At 64.0% G+C, this 15,419-nt stretch carries 13 protein-coding genes; 7 read left to right on the forward strand and 6 right to left on the reverse strand.

What is annotated here, in order from left to right; genetic code table 11:
* Nucleotides 1-70 precede the first annotated feature (70 nt).
* Together ACEOAC_RS18325 and ACEOAC_RS18330 are read right to left on the reverse strand one after the other, a co-directional pair.
* Entirely contained in the window at nt 71-1,381 is a 1,311-nt protein-coding gene (locus ACEOAC_RS18325; RefSeq protein WP_413628502.1) for an ATP-binding protein, read from the reverse strand.
* A gap of 44 nt (nt 1,382-1,425) precedes the next feature.
* Complete coding sequence (locus ACEOAC_RS18330; protein WP_234295891.1) at nt 1,426-2,166, reverse strand: response regulator; 741 nt, start codon at nt 2,164-2,166, stop codon at nt 1,426-1,428.
* Between the two features lie 392 nt (nt 2,167-2,558).
* Between ACEOAC_RS18330 and ACEOAC_RS18335 the strand changes: the two genes are divergently transcribed.
* Genes ACEOAC_RS18335 through maiA form a run of 3 tightly spaced genes read left to right on the forward strand, consistent with a single transcriptional unit; the run spans nt 2,559 to nt 5,236 of the window.
* Entirely contained in the window at nt 2,559-4,334 is a 1,776-nt protein-coding gene (locus ACEOAC_RS18335) for a cytochrome c biogenesis protein DipZ (RefSeq protein ID WP_413628503.1), read from the forward strand.
* A gap of 53 nt (nt 4,335-4,387) precedes the next feature.
* Nucleotides 4,388-4,549, forward strand: coding sequence for a hypothetical protein (locus ACEOAC_RS18340; protein WP_413444694.1), 162 nt, complete (start codon nt 4,388-4,390; stop codon nt 4,547-4,549).
* Nucleotides 4,550-4,600: 51 nt separating this feature from the next.
* Nucleotides 4,601-5,236 (forward strand): maleylacetoacetate isomerase, encoded by a 636-nt coding sequence (gene maiA / locus ACEOAC_RS18345; RefSeq protein ID WP_413444695.1) that lies wholly within the window; start codon nt 4,601-4,603, stop codon nt 5,234-5,236.
* A gap of 36 nt (nt 5,237-5,272) precedes the next feature.
* On the opposite strand, the gene ACEOAC_RS18350 is transcribed toward maiA, so the two are convergent.
* Nucleotides 5,273-7,444, reverse strand: a complete 2,172-nt coding sequence (locus ACEOAC_RS18350) for a TonB-dependent receptor (RefSeq protein WP_413444696.1) — start codon at nt 7,442-7,444, stop codon at nt 5,273-5,275.
* Nucleotides 7,445-7,785: 341 nt separating this feature from the next.
* On the opposite strand from ACEOAC_RS18350, the gene argF reads away from it, so the two are divergent.
* The 3 genes from argF to ACEOAC_RS18365 all read left to right on the forward strand — a co-directional run bounded on the left by argF (nt 7,786) and on the right by ACEOAC_RS18365 (nt 10,467).
* On the forward strand, nt 7,786-8,703 hold the full coding sequence (argF, locus tag ACEOAC_RS18355) for an ornithine carbamoyltransferase (RefSeq protein WP_413444697.1): 918 nt from the start codon (nt 7,786-7,788) through the stop codon (nt 8,701-8,703).
* A gap of 70 nt (nt 8,704-8,773) precedes the next feature.
* On the forward strand, nt 8,774-10,108 hold the full coding sequence (gene argG / locus ACEOAC_RS18360; RefSeq protein ID WP_241811952.1) for an argininosuccinate synthase: 1,335 nt from the start codon (nt 8,774-8,776) through the stop codon (nt 10,106-10,108).
* A gap of 44 nt (nt 10,109-10,152) precedes the next feature.
* Entirely contained in the window at nt 10,153-10,467 is a 315-nt protein-coding gene (locus ACEOAC_RS18365; RefSeq protein ID WP_006463128.1) for a pyrimidine/purine nucleoside phosphorylase, read from the forward strand.
* A gap of 74 nt (nt 10,468-10,541) precedes the next feature.
* On the opposite strand, the gene murB is transcribed toward ACEOAC_RS18365, so the two are convergent.
* Nucleotides 10,542-11,573, reverse strand: coding sequence for a UDP-N-acetylmuramate dehydrogenase (murB, locus tag ACEOAC_RS18370; RefSeq protein WP_413444698.1), 1,032 nt, complete (start codon nt 11,571-11,573; stop codon nt 10,542-10,544).
* A gap of 136 nt (nt 11,574-11,709) precedes the next feature.
* Between murB and ACEOAC_RS18375 the strand changes: the two genes are divergently transcribed.
* Complete coding sequence (locus ACEOAC_RS18375) at nt 11,710-12,195, forward strand: YajQ family cyclic di-GMP-binding protein (RefSeq protein WP_006463130.1); 486 nt, start codon at nt 11,710-11,712, stop codon at nt 12,193-12,195.
* 93 nt (nt 12,196-12,288) lie between these two features.
* Here ACEOAC_RS18375 and aroG read toward each other — a convergent pair whose 3' ends face one another.
* Together aroG and tldD are read right to left on the reverse strand one after the other, a co-directional pair.
* Nucleotides 12,289-13,362, reverse strand: coding sequence for a 3-deoxy-7-phosphoheptulonate synthase AroG (gene aroG, locus ACEOAC_RS18380; RefSeq protein ID WP_102661303.1), 1,074 nt, complete (start codon nt 13,360-13,362; stop codon nt 12,289-12,291).
* Nucleotides 13,363-13,933: 571 nt separating this feature from the next.
* The gene (tldD, locus tag ACEOAC_RS18385; RefSeq protein ID WP_102661302.1) at nt 13,934-15,394 is read right to left on the reverse strand and encodes a metalloprotease TldD; all 1,461 of its coding nucleotides are present in this window, start codon (nt 15,392-15,394) and stop codon (nt 13,934-13,936) included.
* Between the last annotated feature and the right edge of the window lie 25 nt (nt 15,395-15,419).

Here is a 15,419-nt window from a genome sequence, read left to right on the forward strand (position 1 = left end):
GGGATACGCAATCCTGCGCCAGCAACCAGCAACCAACAACCAACAGCCACCGGCCCAGGTCCTCACCGATTCAGGACAGGGAACTGATCACCAGTTCCGCCTCCAGCCCCTGCGGCACATCCGACCGGTTGCGTAGCACCAGACTACCCTGCAGGGCCAGCGCCAGCTGGCGGGCGATGGCCAGACCCAGGCCGGTGCCGCCGGTGCTGCGGTTGCGCGAGCCTTCCAGACGGACGAAGGGCTGGAATACCGCCTCCAGCTGGTCCTCGGGGATACCCGGGCCATGGTCGCGCACCGCGATGCGCAACTGCCCGGCGGGCAGGATACTGGCTTGCACCTCGGCGGCCCCACCGAACTTGAGCGCATTGTCGATCAGGTTGGTGAGGATGCGACGCAGCGCATGGCTGCGGGTGATCAGGGCCAACGTGGGCAGGGTGCCAGCCAGCGTCACCGATTGGCCGCTGTCCTGATAATCGAAGACCATGCTCTCCAGGAACGAGGCCAGGTCGATGCGCACGGCCGCCTCGTCGTTGCCGTGGGCGCTGCGCGCATAGGCGATGCCCTCCTGCACCAGACGCTGGATTTCGGCCAGGTCGTTGAGCAGCTTGTCGCGCTCGCTGCCGGGATCGGCCATCTCGGCACGCAGCCGCATGCGCGTCAGCGGCGTCTGCAGGTCGTGCGAGACCGCCGCCAGGATCTGCATGCGTTCCTGCAGGTGATCGGCGATGCGCTCGCGCATGGCGTTGAAGGCCGTCGCAGCGTGGGCGACTTCGGCCGGACCGTCCTCCTGCAGGGGCGGGCCCGGACGGCCCAGGTCGAGGCGGTCGGCAGCGGCGGCGAGGTCGGCCAGCGGACGCAAGGCCAGTCGCACCGCGAACCAGCTGCACAACACCAGCAGCAGCAATTGCGCCACCAGCACGTAGGGTAGCCAGTGGGTGAGCGGCTTCATGGCCGGATGCAGATCCACCGTCAGTGCGCTGCCATCGGACAGGCGCAGATGCGCCTGCAGATGTTCACGCGGACCGGGAACGGTCTGCATCGTGAAGGGATAGCGGCCACCCAGTGCGGCCCGGATGCGCGCAGCGATCTGCTGCGCCCGGGGCGACAGTTCGGGGACCCCGGCGCGACCTTCGCCGATGACATAGCCATAGGTATCGCGCTGCAGCGGTGCCAGCCACTGAGGCCGTTCGGCGGCGGGCAGGCGATCGAGAATGGCGACCGAGGTGGCCACGTCGTTTTCCAGCGTATCGAGCATGACCGCGCGCGCTGCGGTATAGCGCTCCAGAAACAGCACGGCGAAGGACAGGATATGGGCCAGCGCCAACGCCGCCAGGAAGATCAGGAACAGGCGTGCCCCCAGGGTGCGGGGCGGGCGGGGCATGCGCAGCACACGCCTGGGCGCGCCGGCATCAGCTGAACGCGTGGTCACGGGCGGGCTTCCTCGATCTCGACCGGCATCGAGAACACATAGCCCTCGCTGCGGATGGTCTTGATGTAGCGCGGTTCGCGCGCGTCATCGTCCAGCCGCTGGCGCAGCCGGCTGACCAGGAGGTCGATGGAACGGTCGAAGATCTCGGCTTCGCGCCCCTGGGTCAGGCTCAGCAGCTGGTCGCGATTGAGCACCCGCTGCGGGTGATCGACGAACACCCGCAGCAGGCGGTATTCGGCGCCGCTGAGGGTGACCACCATGCCATCGGGCGCCAGCAGGTGGCGCTCCGAGGTATCCAGCCGCCAGGGACCGAAGCGCAGCAGCCGGCCGGCTTCACTGACCTGCAGATTGGGCGGCAGCATGCGGGTCCGGCGCAGCACCGACTTGATGCGCGCCAGCAGTTCGCGCGCGGCGAACGGCTTGGCCAGGTAATCGTCAGCGCCCATTTCCAGGCCGACCACGCGATCGGTCTCCTCCGAACGGGCGGTGAGCATGATGATGGGGGTGGCCTTGTGCTTGCCGGCGCGCAGCTCGCGACACAGGACCAGGCCATCGTCGCCGGGCATCATGATGTCCAGCACGATCAGGTCCACGGCGTTACTGGCGACGAAGGCACGCATCTGGCGACCATCGCCGGCCACGTCCACGCGCAAACCGTTCTTTTTCAGGTAGTCGGCCACCAGTTCGCGGATGTCGCGGTCGTCGTCGACGATGAGGATGTGATCGATGTGTTCCACCTGCCTGCCCTTCCCTTGTTGTGTTCAGTGTTGTCGCTTTCAGCTTTAAGCTTGCAGCCGGCCGGAGGCGGAACTAGCTCGAGTGAAAGTGCGCGACCCTGTCTTTTACGTCTTGCAAGCCTCCCCTGCAAGGGCTGCCGGCGGGAGATTTGTACCTCAATGTATCCGGCCGTATGCCGGACACAGACGACGACAAAACCACCCGCCAACCGGATTGAGAGGCCGCGAGCCTACCAGCCTGCCGCTGTTGGCGAGAATTGTAAGCCCGTGTAGCCGCGCCGTCGGCGGACACGCAGGGATACACAAGCCGGCCCTGGCCTACACATGACAGATACACCGGCGCGGTCTCATGCACGGGTCGCCCATCACACCGCCCTTGCCGGCCTTACATCATGACCCTCTATCTTGCCGCCTTCCTCGGCGGAGCGCTCACCTTGCTGAGCCCCTGCATCCTGCCGGTCCTGCCCTTCCTGCTGGCCCGCGCCGACCAGCCATGGCGGCTACGCCTGGCGCTGCTGGCGGGCATGGCGCTGGTGTTTTCTGCCGTGGCCACGCTGGCTGCGGTGGCTGCCCACTGGGCCGTCCATGTCAATGAAGCGGGTCGCGTCGCTGCCATGCTGGTGCTGGCCCTGTTCGGTCTGACGCTGATGTCGCCCACGCTGGCCACACTACTGGCGCGCCCGGGCGTACTGCTGGGCAATGTGCTGGCCAAGCGCGGTGGGACGCCACGGGGCGGGCGCGAGAGCGTAGCCGCAGCCGTGCTGCTGGGCGCGGCCACCGGCCTGCTATGGACACCCTGCGCCGGCCCCATCCTGGGCCTGGTGCTGTCGGCCGCCGCCTGGGCCGGCCCGACGCCGCACACTGCCACCCTGCTGCTGGCCTACGCCAGCGGGGCGGCCTGCATGCTGGCCGTGGTTCTGTCCGCTGGGGCCGGTGTGATGGCTGTTCTGCGCCGTCGGCTGGGGATGGGTGAGTGGCTGCGCCGGCTGCTGGGCGCAGCCGTGCTGGCCGCGGTCGCCAGCATTGCCGTGGGCGCGAGCCTGCCGCTGGCGGCGAAGGCCAGCGCTACCGAAGGTCTTGAGACCCGCCTGCTCGAGTTGCTGGCACCGCCACGCGGGCCAGTTGCCGCAGCCATGGCTGGCGGCGCAATCGATCATCCGGCGGAGACGGCCAGGCGCCCCTACCGCAGCAACCTGCCGGTCGAAGGCGCATTGCCGGCCCTGGACGGTGCCGTGCAGTGGCTGAACTCGGCCCCGCTATCGGCGCAACAGTTGCGCGGCAAGGTGGTGCTGGTGGATTTCTGGACCTACTCCTGCATCAATTGCATCCGCACCCTGCCCTACATCCGGGCCTGGGCCGAGAAATACCGTGATCAGGGCCTGGTGGTGATCGGGGTGCATACCCCCGAGTTCGCCTTCGAGCGCAAAGTGGACAACGTGCGCCAGGCCGTGAACGAATTCAAGCTCGACTTCCCGGTCGCGGTCGACAGCGAATTCCGCCTGTGGCGCGCCTTCGACAACAACTACTGGCCGGCGATCTACCTGGCCGATGCCCAGGGCAAGCTGCGCTACCACCAGTTCGGCGAAGGGCGCTACGAGAGCACCGAAGAGGCCATCCGGGCCCTGCTCAAGGAGGCCGGCCAGAGTGCGAAAGGCAATGACGGAGATGCTGCGGTGAAGCCCAACGCCACCGACATCCAGGCCGCGCCGGACCTGGCCCGGCTGGCTTCACAGGAAAGCTATCTGGGCTATCGCCAGGCCACCGGCATGGTCTCGCCAGAACGGCTGCGGCCCGATGTGGCGATGCACTACAGCGCCGCGCCACTGCAACTGAATCAATGGAGTCTGAGCGGCACCTGGAAGGTCGGTGCCGAAGCGGCGAGCCTGCAGCAGGCCGACGGCAGCATCGCCTACCGTTTTTCGGCACGCGACCTGCACCTGGTGCTCGGCCCCGGGGAAGACGGCCGGCCGGTGCGCTTCGTGGTCAGCGTGGATGGCCAGGCGCCGGGGGAACTGCATGGTGCCGACATCGATGCCGCCGGCAATGGCACGGTCAGCCGCACCCGGCTGTTCCAACTGGTGCGCCAGCGTGGCGGGGTCAAGCCGCGTCGTTTCGAGGTGCGCTTCCTCGACCCCGGTGCCACTGCCTATGCCTTCACCTTCGGCTGAGTTGCCGAGCTGGCCTGAACCCTCACATCGTTTTCAAGAGAAAGGAAGACACCATGCGCACCATGATCGGCTGGATCACCGCATTGGCCATCTCGGCCAGTCCCTGTGCCTGGGATACCCACGCACCGGAGCAGGCGCAGGCCGCAGCCGCCCTGGCGGCATTGTCCACCGCTGCCGGGAAGACCGCGCCATCGGCAGCGTTACCTGCCCCCTGATTTTTCATCGCTTCATCACTTCATCACTTCATCACTTCAAAAGGACCAGACATGAAACTGTATCTCAACGACATCTCCTCGGCCGCCTCGCGCGTGCGCATTGCCCTGGCCATCAAGCAGATCGAGGTCGACGTGCTGCCGGTCTCCATCCTCGGCGACGATCCGGAAAACCGCCGCGAGGACTACCTGCGCATCAATCCGCAAGGTCTGGTGCCGGCCCTGGTGACGGATCAGGGCCGGCTGATCACGCAATCCATCGCCATCATCGAATACCTGGACGAGCTGCATCCGGAGCCGCCGCTGCTGCCCAAGGGACTGGAACAGCGCGCGCTGTCGCGCTCGGTCGCCATCGCCATCGCCGCCGAAATCCATGCGCTGGTCCCGCCCCGGGTGGCGCGCCGGCTGTCGACCCTGCCCGGGGTGACGGCTGCGGAGATCGCCGACTGGAACCGGCACTGGGTGATGGAAGGTCTGCAGGCCATCGACCGCCTGCTGCAGAGCCACCAGGCCGGGCCGTTCGTCGCTGGTCAGCAAGCTTCGCTGGGCGACATCCTGCTGTTCCCGCAGACGGTCAATGCCGAACGCATGGGCATCGACCTGTCGCAATGGCCGACGCTGGCAGGCATCCATGCGCGGCTGGCGGATATGCCTGCCTTTGCGGAAAATGCCCCGGCCCCGCGCACATGACAGCGGGTACGCTCCGGAGCATGGGCGACCTCGGGTTCAGAACCTGTAGGTCGCCGTGAACGACACGGCCCGCGGCGCCCCCGGGATGATCTGGGAGGCGCCGGTGGCGCTGGCGTAGTAGCGGCGGCCGGCCAGATTGGTCGCGGCCAGGGTGAAATCGGCACGCTGCAGGCGATAACCCACCATGGCATCCCAGCGGGTATAGGCGGGCAACTCGACCAGGTTGTCCCGGTCGGCGAAACGCGCGCCCTCGACGATCAGGCCGGTCTCGCCGAACCAGCCCAGCGGTGGCGCGTAGGAGACGAACAGGCTGCCATTACGGGCCGACACGCCGCTGGCGCGCTTGCCGGTGAATTGCGGCTCTGCCTGCAGCACCTTGGCGTTCTGCTGCGTCCAGCCGGCACGCAGGAACCAGTGGCGCAGCACTTCACCGGCCACGCTGAACTCGACGCCGCGATTGCGCTCCAGCCCGGTCTGGTAGAAGGTGCCCGGCTTGAGGGGATCGGCCACGGTGCGGTTGTAGAGCTCCAGCTGGAACCAGGCCAGGGTGGTACTGATCCTGCGATCGAACCAGTCGCTCTTGAGGCCGGTTTCGACCTGGCGGCTGTACTGCGGGCCGAGGTCGTTGGCGTTGCCCTCGGCGCCGGGCGTGATGCCGATCACGTCCCCTCCGACCGGGGCGTAGTTCTTGCTCCAGGACAGGTAGAGGTGCTGGTCGGGGATGGCCTCCCACACTGCCCCCACGCGCGGGCTCAGGGCATGGCTGGAGCGCTCGCTGCGCAGATTCCTCAACTGGTTGCGCGAATCGATGTCGAAGTCGTCCCAGCGCAGGCCGAACAGGCCTTTCAGGCGGCCGCCCAGATCGATCTGGTCCTGTGCATAGATACCCAGGTTGCTGGCCTTGTGATAGTTCATCTGCCACGGCTGGGGAACCACGCCTTTGTTGTCGCGATTGTCGGGATTGCGGAGGGAGACCGGGGTGGCCGACCCCATCCACAGCCGGGGGTCGCGCTTCTGCCACGCATATTCGACGCCGGCCAGCAACTCGTGCTGCAACGGCCCACTGACGAGCTTGCCCAGCACCTCCAGGTTGGTCTGCAGGTTGCGCTGGTGCAGGTCCTGCTGGAAGCGGCTACGCTGGACCTGCTGCAGGTTGCGGCTGGTGCTGACGAAGGATTGCGAGACGAAGCTGTTGTCGAAGTCGCTATCGAGTTCGAACAGGCTCACGCCGTGACGGATGCTCCAGTCCGGCGCCACGGCGCGCGTGAGGGTGGAGCGCAGGGCCAGCGTGGTATCGCGCAGCACGTCGCGCCCGGCAGCACCGAAGAACTTGCCATCGTCAGCCACCGGCAAGGCATAGGCGGTGGCCGTATTGCGCGGGGAGAGCGCGGTCACACGCGCCGGCACGCCGCGGTCGGGGGTGCGCAGGAACTCCTGGTATTCGGCCTGCAGCAGCCAGCTGTCACGGCCGGATTCCCATTTCAGCGACGGCGCGAAATACTGGCGGGTGCCGCGCACCTCATGGCGGAAATTGCCCTCGTGCTCGCGGCCGAGGTTCAGGCGCATGGCCCATTGCGCATCGAGCGGACGGTTCCAGTCCAGCGCCACGCCCTGCTGGCCGTAGCTGCCGAGGGTAGCCGAGGCCTGACCGAAAGCTTCCTGACCCGGCTGCTTGCTGATGCGATTGATCACGCCGCCACCACTGCCCCGCCCATACAGGACGGCGGCCGGTCCCTTGAGGATGTCGATGCGCTCGATGGTGCCAAGGCTGCGCACGTATTGGGCGTCGTCACGCACGCCGTCCAGCAGCATGTCGCCAGCATTGGAAAAGCCACGGATGCGGAAGGCGTCGAAACGGGTATCGGAGACATTGGAAATGCCCGGTACCCCCGTCAATGCGGCCGCCATGTCGCGCCCGCCGTAGGCCATCACCCGTTCGATGGCGACGCTTTGCACGGTCTGCGGTATGTCGGTGAGCTCGGTGGCGGTGCGGGTGGCGCTACTGAGCTTGCCGGGACGCTGATCACCCTGGCTGCGCCGGTCGCGGACCTCGACGGCGGGCAGGCGGGAGGTGACGGTTTCTTCCTGGTCGTCAGCAGTGGGGGCAGCCAGCAAAGGCAGGGCTGGCATGGAAAGCACGGCAGCAGCCAGCGCCGAAGGCAAGGCTCGCAGACGGAAACCGGATGGGACAACAGGCGAATCGGACATGGCCGCTTTTACTCCAAGGGAATAGAAAGGCGCCGATTCTAATTGCACAGATGCTAATGATTCTTATTTATATCGTGACATTTGCTGACCGATTCGTAGTAGAAGGATTTTCTCGTCAGATATCGATAGCTGATTCAAATAAGTTCTGCCTGCGGCTCGAATAGTGTCGAGAAATTTGTTTCTGCCGCCCGAGCCAGCTTCATTGCCCGCCCCCACAAGGGGATTCGCCGACTGTTTCCGCAAGGCAAGTACAGCGGGTATCTTTTTAAGCCGAATCCCTTATAATCTAAGGAGTTAACGACTATCGGCGGCAGGCGCCACACTGGCCGCCGTTTTTATTTATGGCAATCAAACACTACCTTCAGTTTTCCGACTTTACGCTTGATGAATACGAGTACGTGATCGAACGTTCCCGTGTGATCAAACGTAAGTTCAAGAATTACGAGCCCCACCACACGCTGGCCGACCGCACGCTGGTGATGGTGTTCGAGAAGAACTCGACCCGCACCCGCCTCTCCTTCGAGGCCGGCATGCACCAGATGGGCGGTGCCGCGATCTACCTGAACACCCGCGACAGCCAGCTCGGCCGCGGCGAACCGGTCGAAGATGCGGCCCAGGTGATGTCGCGCATGTGCGACGTCATCATGATCCGTACCTACGGCCAGGAGATCATCGAGCGCTTTGCCAAGCATTCGCGCGTGCCGGTGATCAACGGCCTGACCAACGAGCAGCATCCCTGCCAGGTGCTGGCCGATGTCTTCACCTTCATCGAGCAGCGCGGCAGCATCCAGGGCAAGATCGTGGCCTGGGTGGGCGATGCCAACAACATGCTGTATTCGTGGCTGCAGGCGGCCGAGGTGTTCGGCTTCCACGTCAATGTCTCCACCCCCAAGGGCTATGACATCGACCCGGCCCAGGTCTCGCCCGGGAACACGCACTACACCTTCTTCGCCAATCCGGCCGATGCCTGCCAGGATGCCGACCTGGTCACCACCGACGTATGGACCAGCATGGGCTTCGAGGCGGAGAACAACGCCCGCCTGAAGGCCTTCGACGGCTGGATCGTGGACCAGGCCAAGATGTCGCGCGCCAAGAAGGATGCACTCTTCATGCACTGCCTGCCGGCCCACCGTGGCGAGGAAGTGGCCGCCGAGGTGATCGACGGCCCGCAGTCGGTGGTCTGGGAAGAGGCGGAAAATCGCCTGCACGTCCAGAAGGCCCTGCTCGAGTATCTGGTGCACGGCAAGTACGACCAATGAAATTCCGGGCTGCGCATGACGCCCAGCCCGCCAGTCCTAGTCAATTCATCCTCATCGCAACGTCAAGATCATGTCCAACATCCTGCAATCCGTCCCGGTCAATCAAAAAGTCGGCATCGCCTTCTCCGGCGGCCTCGATACCAGCGCCGCGCTGACCTGGATGCGCCAGAAAGGCGCCGTCCCCTACGCCTATACCGCCAATCTGGGCCAGCCGGATGAGCCGGACTACGACGCCATCCCCAAGAAGGCCCTGCAATACGGTGCCGAGCTGGCGCGCCTGATCGACTGCCGCGAACAGCTGGCCAACGAAGGTATTGCCGCCCTGCAGAGCGGTGCCTTCCACATCTCCACCGCAGGCATCACCTACTTCAACACCACCCCGCTGGGCCGCGCCGTGACCGGCACCATGCTGGTGGCCGCGATGCGCGAGGACAACGTCGATATCTGGGGCGACGGCAGCACCTTCAAGGGCAACGACATCGAGCGTTTCTATCGCTATGGCCTGCTGGTGAACCCCAACCTGAAGATCTACAAGCCCTGGCTGGACAGCACCTTCATCAACGAACTGGGTGGCCGCAAGGAAATGTCCGAGTTCATGATCAAGTCCGGCTTCGACTACAAGATGTCGGTGGAAAAGGCCTACTCGACCGACTCCAACATGCTGGGCGCGACCCACGAAGCCAAGGACCTGGAGTTCCTGAACAGCGGCATCAAGATCGTGCAGCCCATCATGGGTGTGGCGTTCTGGCGCGATGACGTCGAAGTCAAGGCCGAGACGGTCACCGTGCGCTTCGAAGAAGGCCGTCCGGTGGCCCTGAACGGCAAGACCTTCGACAGCATGACCGACCTGATCCTGGAAGCCAACCGCATCGGTGGCCGTCATGGCCTGGGCATGAGCGACCAGATCGAGAACCGTATCATCGAAGCCAAGAGCCGCGGCATCTACGAAGCCCCGGGCCTGGCCCTGCTGTTCATCGCTTACGAGCGTCTGGTCACCGGCATCCACAACGAAGACACCATCGAACAGTACCGCGACAACGGCCGCAAGCTGGGTCGCCTGCTGTACCAGGGCCGCTGGTTCGATTCGCAGGCCATCATGCTGCGCGAAACCGCCCAGCGCTGGGTGGCGCGCGCCATCACCGGCGAAGTGACGGTGGAACTGCGTCGCGGCAATGACTACTCGATCCTCAACACCGAGTCGCCCAACCTGACCTACCACCCGGAACGCCTGACCATGGAAAAGGGCGAAGGCAGCTTCTCCGCCATCGACCGTATCGGCCAGCTGACCATGCGCAACCTGGACATCGCCGACACCCGCCAGAAGCTGGCGATCTACCAGGGCACCGGCCTGCTGGATTCCAGCACCGCCGTGTCGCTGCCGCTGCTGGGCAAGGATGAGAATTAATTCCTGCAGGATTCCCCCTTACACCGTTTAATGGAAGCGATTCGATGAGCACCCAATTCGACAACGTCACCGTCCTCAAGAAGGGCAATGTCTATTTCGACGGCAAGTGCGTCTCGCACACCGTGCTGCTGGCCGATGGCAGCAAGAAGACCCTGGGCGTGATCCTGCCGTCTTCGCTGAACTTCAGCACCGGCGCGCCGGAAATCATGGAAATCAACGGCGGTAGCTGCCGCGTGCGTTTGAAGGGCGAAGAAGCCTGGAATACCTATGCTGCGGGTACCACCTTCAGCGTGCCGGGCAACTCCAGCTTCGACATCGAAGTGACCGAGACCCTGGACTACGTCTGCCACTTCGGCTGATCGCCAGCAAAGCAGAATGAAAAAGCCGTCGGTAGCGATACCGACGGCTTTTTTACGTGCAGGAAAACGCGTACTCAGATGAAGACCGGCTCCGGCTCCAGCTGCACCCCGAACTTCTCCAGCACGTCATCCTGGATGGCCTTGGCCAGCCTGGCGATTTCGGCACCGCTGGCGCCGCCGCGATTGACCAGCACCAGTGCCTGCTGTTCGTAGACACCCGCCCGTCCCATGGACTTGCCCTTCCAGCCGCAGCGGTCGATCAGCCAGCCGGCGGCCAGCTTGTAGTGATCGTCATCGACCCGATAGCTGACCAGGTTGGCGTATTGCGCCAGCAGGCGATCGCGCAGGCGGGCCGGCACGATGGGGTTCTTGAAGAAGCTGCCGGCATTGCCGATGCGCGCCGGATCGGGCAGCTTGCGGGTGCGGATGGCGATGACGGCCTCGGCGATGTCACGCGGTCCGGGCGCGGTAATGCCCTGCTCTTCCAGCGCCTGCGACACATCGGCATAGTTGGCATTGGCGATCCAGCGCCTGGGCAGGGCGAAGCTGACGTCGAGCACGATGGCGCGGTCACGCAGTGCGTGCTTGAAGACGCTGTCGCGATAGCCGAAGCGGCAGGCCTCGCGGTCCAGCGTCAAGATCTCGCCGCGCTCCAGATCGAAGGCGCGCAGGCTGTGGAAACGATCCTTCAGTTCGATGCCATAGGCGCCGATGTTCTGGATGGGCGCGGCGCCCACGCTACCGGGAATGAGCGAGAGGTTCTCCAGTCCGCCCAGCCCCTGCGCCAGCGTCCACTGGACGAAGCCGTGCCAGCTTTCGCCGGCGGCGGCGCGCACGTAGGTAAAGTCCTCGTCCTGGCCGGTGATTGCCATGCCGCGGCCTTGCATATGCAGCACCAGTCCACCGAAATCCTGCGTCAACAGCAGGTTGCTGCCGCCTCCGAGCACCAGCCGGGGCAAGCTCATCAGGGAGGCATCGGCGCGTAGTGCCTGCAGGGTTTCCACAGCTTCGACGGGCAGGTAGGCGTGGGCCTGGGCGTCGATGCCGAAGGTATTGAGGGCGCGCAGGGAAACGGCGTGCTGGACGGGAAGCGAAGACATGGTCATAGGGCAGCGATTATAGCGCTCCGGAGGCCGGAGATTGGCTGTCGGCGGGACGACGATGGCGGCGGCGGCCCCACTCCGCTAGAATCACGGGTCAGACGCCGGCCTCCGCCGGCTGCAAGAACATAAGGATAAAGCCATGCCCTCATTCGATACCGTCTGCGAAGCCAATCTGGTCGAAGTCAAGAATGCCGTAGAACAAGCCAACAAGGAAATCTCCACCCGCTTCGACTTCAAGGGTACCGACGCCCGCGTCGAACAGAAGGAACGCGAACTGACCGCCTTCGCCGATTCCGATTTCCAGCTGAGCCAGGTGCGCGACGTGCTCACCAACAAGATGACCAAGCGCAACGTCGACGTGCGCTTCCTGGACGAAGGCAAGATCGAGAAGATCGGCGGTGACAAGGTCAAGCAGGTGATCAAGGTCAAGAACGGCATCGAAAGCGACGATGCCAAGAAGATCGTGCGCGTCATCAAGGACAGCAAGATGAAGGTGCAAGCCAGCATCCAGGGCGATGCCGTGCGCATCACCGGCGCCAAGCGCGATGACCTGCAGGCCGCCATGGCGCTGCTGCGCAAGGAGATCAAGGACATTCCGCTGGAGTTCAACAACTTCCGTGATTGATCCCCGGGCCTGATCAGGCCTTGCAATGAAAAACGCCGGCAATTGCCGGCGTTTTGCTTGTGCGCTGCTTGAAGCGGATCAGGTCAGACCCGATCAGGCGGCATCGCGCTCGTCGCCCACCAGACGGCGCTGCTTGACGGAGTCGGCCAGGCCTTGCAGCACTTGCAGGCTTTCTTCCCAGTTGATGCAGCCATCGGTCACAGACTGGCCGTAGGTCAGCTCCTTGCCCGGCACCAGGTCCTGGCGACCGGCCACCAGATGCGATTCCACCATCACGCCGACGATGCGGGTGTCGCCACCGGCGATCTGGCGGCCGATGTCGGCGCAGACGGGGATCTGGTTTTCCGGCTTCTTGGAACTGTTGGCGTGCGAGGCGTCGATCATCAGGCGCGCTGCTAGGCCGCTCTTGGCGATGTCCTGGCAGGCTGCTTCCACGCTGGGCGCATCATAGTTGGGCTGCTTGCCCCCGCGCAGGATGATGTGGCAATCCTCGTTGCCGGCGGTAGAGACGATGGCCGAGTGGCCGCCCTTGGTCACCGACAGGAAGTGGTGCGGCTGGGACGCGGCCTTGATGGCATCCACGGCGATCTTGACGTTGCCGTCGGTGCCGTTCTTGAAGCCCACCGGGCAGGACAGGCCAGAGGCCAGTTCGCGGTGCACCTGGGATTCGGTGGTGCGGGCGCCGATGGCGCCCCAGCTGATCAGGTCGGCGATGTATTGCGGGCTGATCACGTCCAGGAATTCGGTACCGGCCGGCAGGCCCAGGTCGTTGATGTTGAGCAGCAGTTCACGGGCAGCGCGCAGGCCATCGTTGATGCGGAAGCTGTTGTCCATGTACGGGTCGTTGATCAGGCCCTTCCAGCCGACGGTGGTGCGCGGTTTCTCGAAGTAGACGCGCATGACGATTTCCAGCTCGTTCTTGTGACGCTCGCGCTCCACCACCAGGCGGCGCGCATATTCCATGGCGGCCTTGGTGTCGTGGATGGAGCAGGGGCCGATGACGACCATCAGGCGGTCGTCCTGACCGTGCAGGATGCGATGCAACGCGGTGCGGGCTTCGGCGGTGGTGCGCTCAACCTTTTCGGTGCAGCCGAATTCGCGGATGAGATGCGAGGGGGGGACCAGTTCTTTCATTTCTCGGATGCGAAGATCGTCAGTGCGCGGCATTTTTTTCTCCTGGAGTGCTGCAAATATTCAGCTGGAAATTTGACCAAAAAAAAACCGCCATCACTGGCGGTTTTTTAGGAAATTCGGTTTTGTCTTTTTACGAACGCTTACCGCTTTTCACCGCCGTGGGGCTGGAATAGCTAAAGTAAAAATAAAAGTAAGCGCGGGCGAAAGACATGTCTGGCGTCATGGATTAATTGAAGCAGATATTCATAGTGCTACAAATCCGGGGCTTTGGCAAGGGAGATGCGAAAAATGGATTGATGCAGTGCTCATGCACATTTTTCTCAAAAATCATGGAATATTTGTACGACCATTGCCTTAAATGCACCATATCAGCCTCCAAAAGCAATAAAAAATCACGCCCCATGCAAGCCCTGCCCGTCTCCTGTGCCACTTTTCGCTGTGGTTATCCTGCAAAAAAAGCGGTAATTTGATCTGGCGACGTCTCATTCAGCGCCTTCACCGCAGCTTTTTCCATCCCCAGCCGACGAAAAAAAACCGCCGGCAAGCTCTCCGGCGGTCTTCATTGCAGTGTTGAACCTGCTTCTGCTGAACCTGGCCAGCTGGTTCAGGCGGTGCCACCCACGGTCACGCCATCCAGGCGCAGGGTTGGCTGGCCCACGCCGACCGGCACGCTCTGGCCTTCCTTGCCGCACACGCCCACGCCGGAATCCAGGCGCATGTCGTTGCCGATCATCGAAACCCGGTTCAGCACATCGGGACCATTGCCGATCAGCGTGGCACCCTTGACCGGATAGGTGATCTTGCCATCCTCGATCATGTAGGCCTCGCTGGCGGAGAAGACGAACTTGCCATTGGTGATATCTACCTGGCCGCCGCCGAAGTTGACCGCATACAGGCCGTTCTTGACCGAGGCCAGGATTTCGCCCGGGTCCTTGTCGCCGCCCAGCATGTAGGTATTGGTCATGCGCGGCATGGGCAGGTGCGCGAAGGATTCGCGGCGGGCGTTGCCGGTGACGTCCATCTTCATCAGGCGCGCGTTCATGGTGTCCTGGATATAACCCTTCAGGATGCCGTCCTCGATGAGCGTGGTGCACTGGGTCGGGTTGCCTTCGTCGTCGATGTTGAGCGAACCGCGACGGTCGGCGATCGTGCCGTCATCGACCACGGTCACGCCCTTGGCCGCCACGCGCTCGCCGATGCGGCCGGAGAAGGTGGACGAGCCCTTGCGGTTGAAGTCGCCTTCCAGGCCGTGGCCGATGGCTTCGTGCAGCAGGATGCCGGGCCAGCCGGGGCCGAGCACCACGGTCATCGGGCCGGCCGGGGCCGGGCGCGCGTCCAGGTTGACCAGGGCGGTGGCAACTGCCTCGGAGGCGTACTTTTCCAGCAGCACGTCGGAGAAGTAGCCATAGTCATAACGACCACCGCCGCCACTGCTGCCCATCTCGCGACGGCCATTCTGTTCGGCGATCACCGTCACCGAAACCCGCACCAGCGGGCGGATATCGGCCGCCAGCACGCCATCGGCACGCGCCACCAGCACCACGTCATATTCGCCGGAAAGGCTGGCCATGACCTGCTTGACGCGCGGGTCCTTGGCGCGGGCGATGCGCTCCACGCGCTCCAGCAATTGCACCTTGGCGGTGGCGTCCAGCGAGGTCAGCGGATCGTGCGGCAGGTAGAGCGCGCGACCGCCGGCGGGGATCATGGACCCGGCCACCTTGACCTTGCCGCTGCCCTGGCGGGCAATGGTGCGGGTGGCGGCGGCGGCGTCCATCAGAGCCGCTTCGGAAATCTCGTCGGAATAGGAAAACGCAGTCTTGTCACCCGACACGGCGCGCACGCCCACGCCCTGGTCGATGGAAAAGCTGCCGGTCTTGACGATGCCCTCTTCCAGGCTCCAGCCCTCGCTCTTGGTGAACTGGAAGTAGAGATCGGCGTAGTCGACCTTGTGCGTGAACATGTTGCCCAGGGCCTTGAGCAGCTTGGATTCGTCCAGGCCGAAGGGAGTCAGCAGCACGTCGCGCGCCACTTGCAGGGCGCCCATGTTGGGTTCAAATAATTTCATAGCGTCTTGTCGGAAGGCAAAAAAG

This window comes from Herbaspirillum frisingense (assembly GCF_047325095.1).
Taxonomy (GTDB): domain Bacteria; phylum Pseudomonadota; class Gammaproteobacteria; order Burkholderiales; family Burkholderiaceae_D; genus Herbaspirillum; species Herbaspirillum frisingense.

Bases quoted from the DNA above. Each gene is read 5' to 3' on its own strand.
- ACEOAC_RS18325 (WP_413628502.1), bottom strand. From the start codon at position 1,381: ATGCCCCGCCCGCCCCGCACCCTGGGGGCACGCCTGTTCCTGATCTTC.
- ACEOAC_RS18335 (WP_413628503.1), top strand. From the start codon at position 2,559: ATGACCCTCTATCTTGCCGCCTTCCTCGGCGGAGCGCTCACCTTGCTG.
- ACEOAC_RS18340 (WP_413444694.1), top strand. From the start codon at position 4,388: ATGCGCACCATGATCGGCTGGATCACCGCATTGGCCATCTCGGCCAGT.
- maiA (WP_413444695.1), top strand. From the start codon at position 4,601: ATGAAACTGTATCTCAACGACATCTCCTCGGCCGCCTCGCGCGTGCGC.
- ACEOAC_RS18350 (WP_413444696.1), bottom strand. From the start codon at position 7,444: ATGTCCGATTCGCCTGTTGTCCCATCCGGTTTCCGTCTGCGAGCCTTG.
- argF (WP_413444697.1), top strand. From the start codon at position 7,786: ATGGCAATCAAACACTACCTTCAGTTTTCCGACTTTACGCTTGATGAA.
- argG (WP_241811952.1), top strand. From the start codon at position 8,774: ATGTCCAACATCCTGCAATCCGTCCCGGTCAATCAAAAAGTCGGCATC.
- ACEOAC_RS18365 (WP_006463128.1), top strand. From the start codon at position 10,153: ATGAGCACCCAATTCGACAACGTCACCGTCCTCAAGAAGGGCAATGTC.
- murB (WP_413444698.1), bottom strand. From the start codon at position 11,573: ATGACCATGTCTTCGCTTCCCGTCCAGCACGCCGTTTCCCTGCGCGCC.
- ACEOAC_RS18375 (WP_006463130.1), top strand. From the start codon at position 11,710: ATGCCCTCATTCGATACCGTCTGCGAAGCCAATCTGGTCGAAGTCAAG.
- aroG (WP_102661303.1), bottom strand. From the start codon at position 13,362: ATGCCGCGCACTGACGATCTTCGCATCCGAGAAATGAAAGAACTGGTC.
- tldD (WP_102661302.1), bottom strand. From the start codon at position 15,394: ATGAAATTATTTGAACCCAACATGGGCGCCCTGCAAGTGGCGCGCGAC.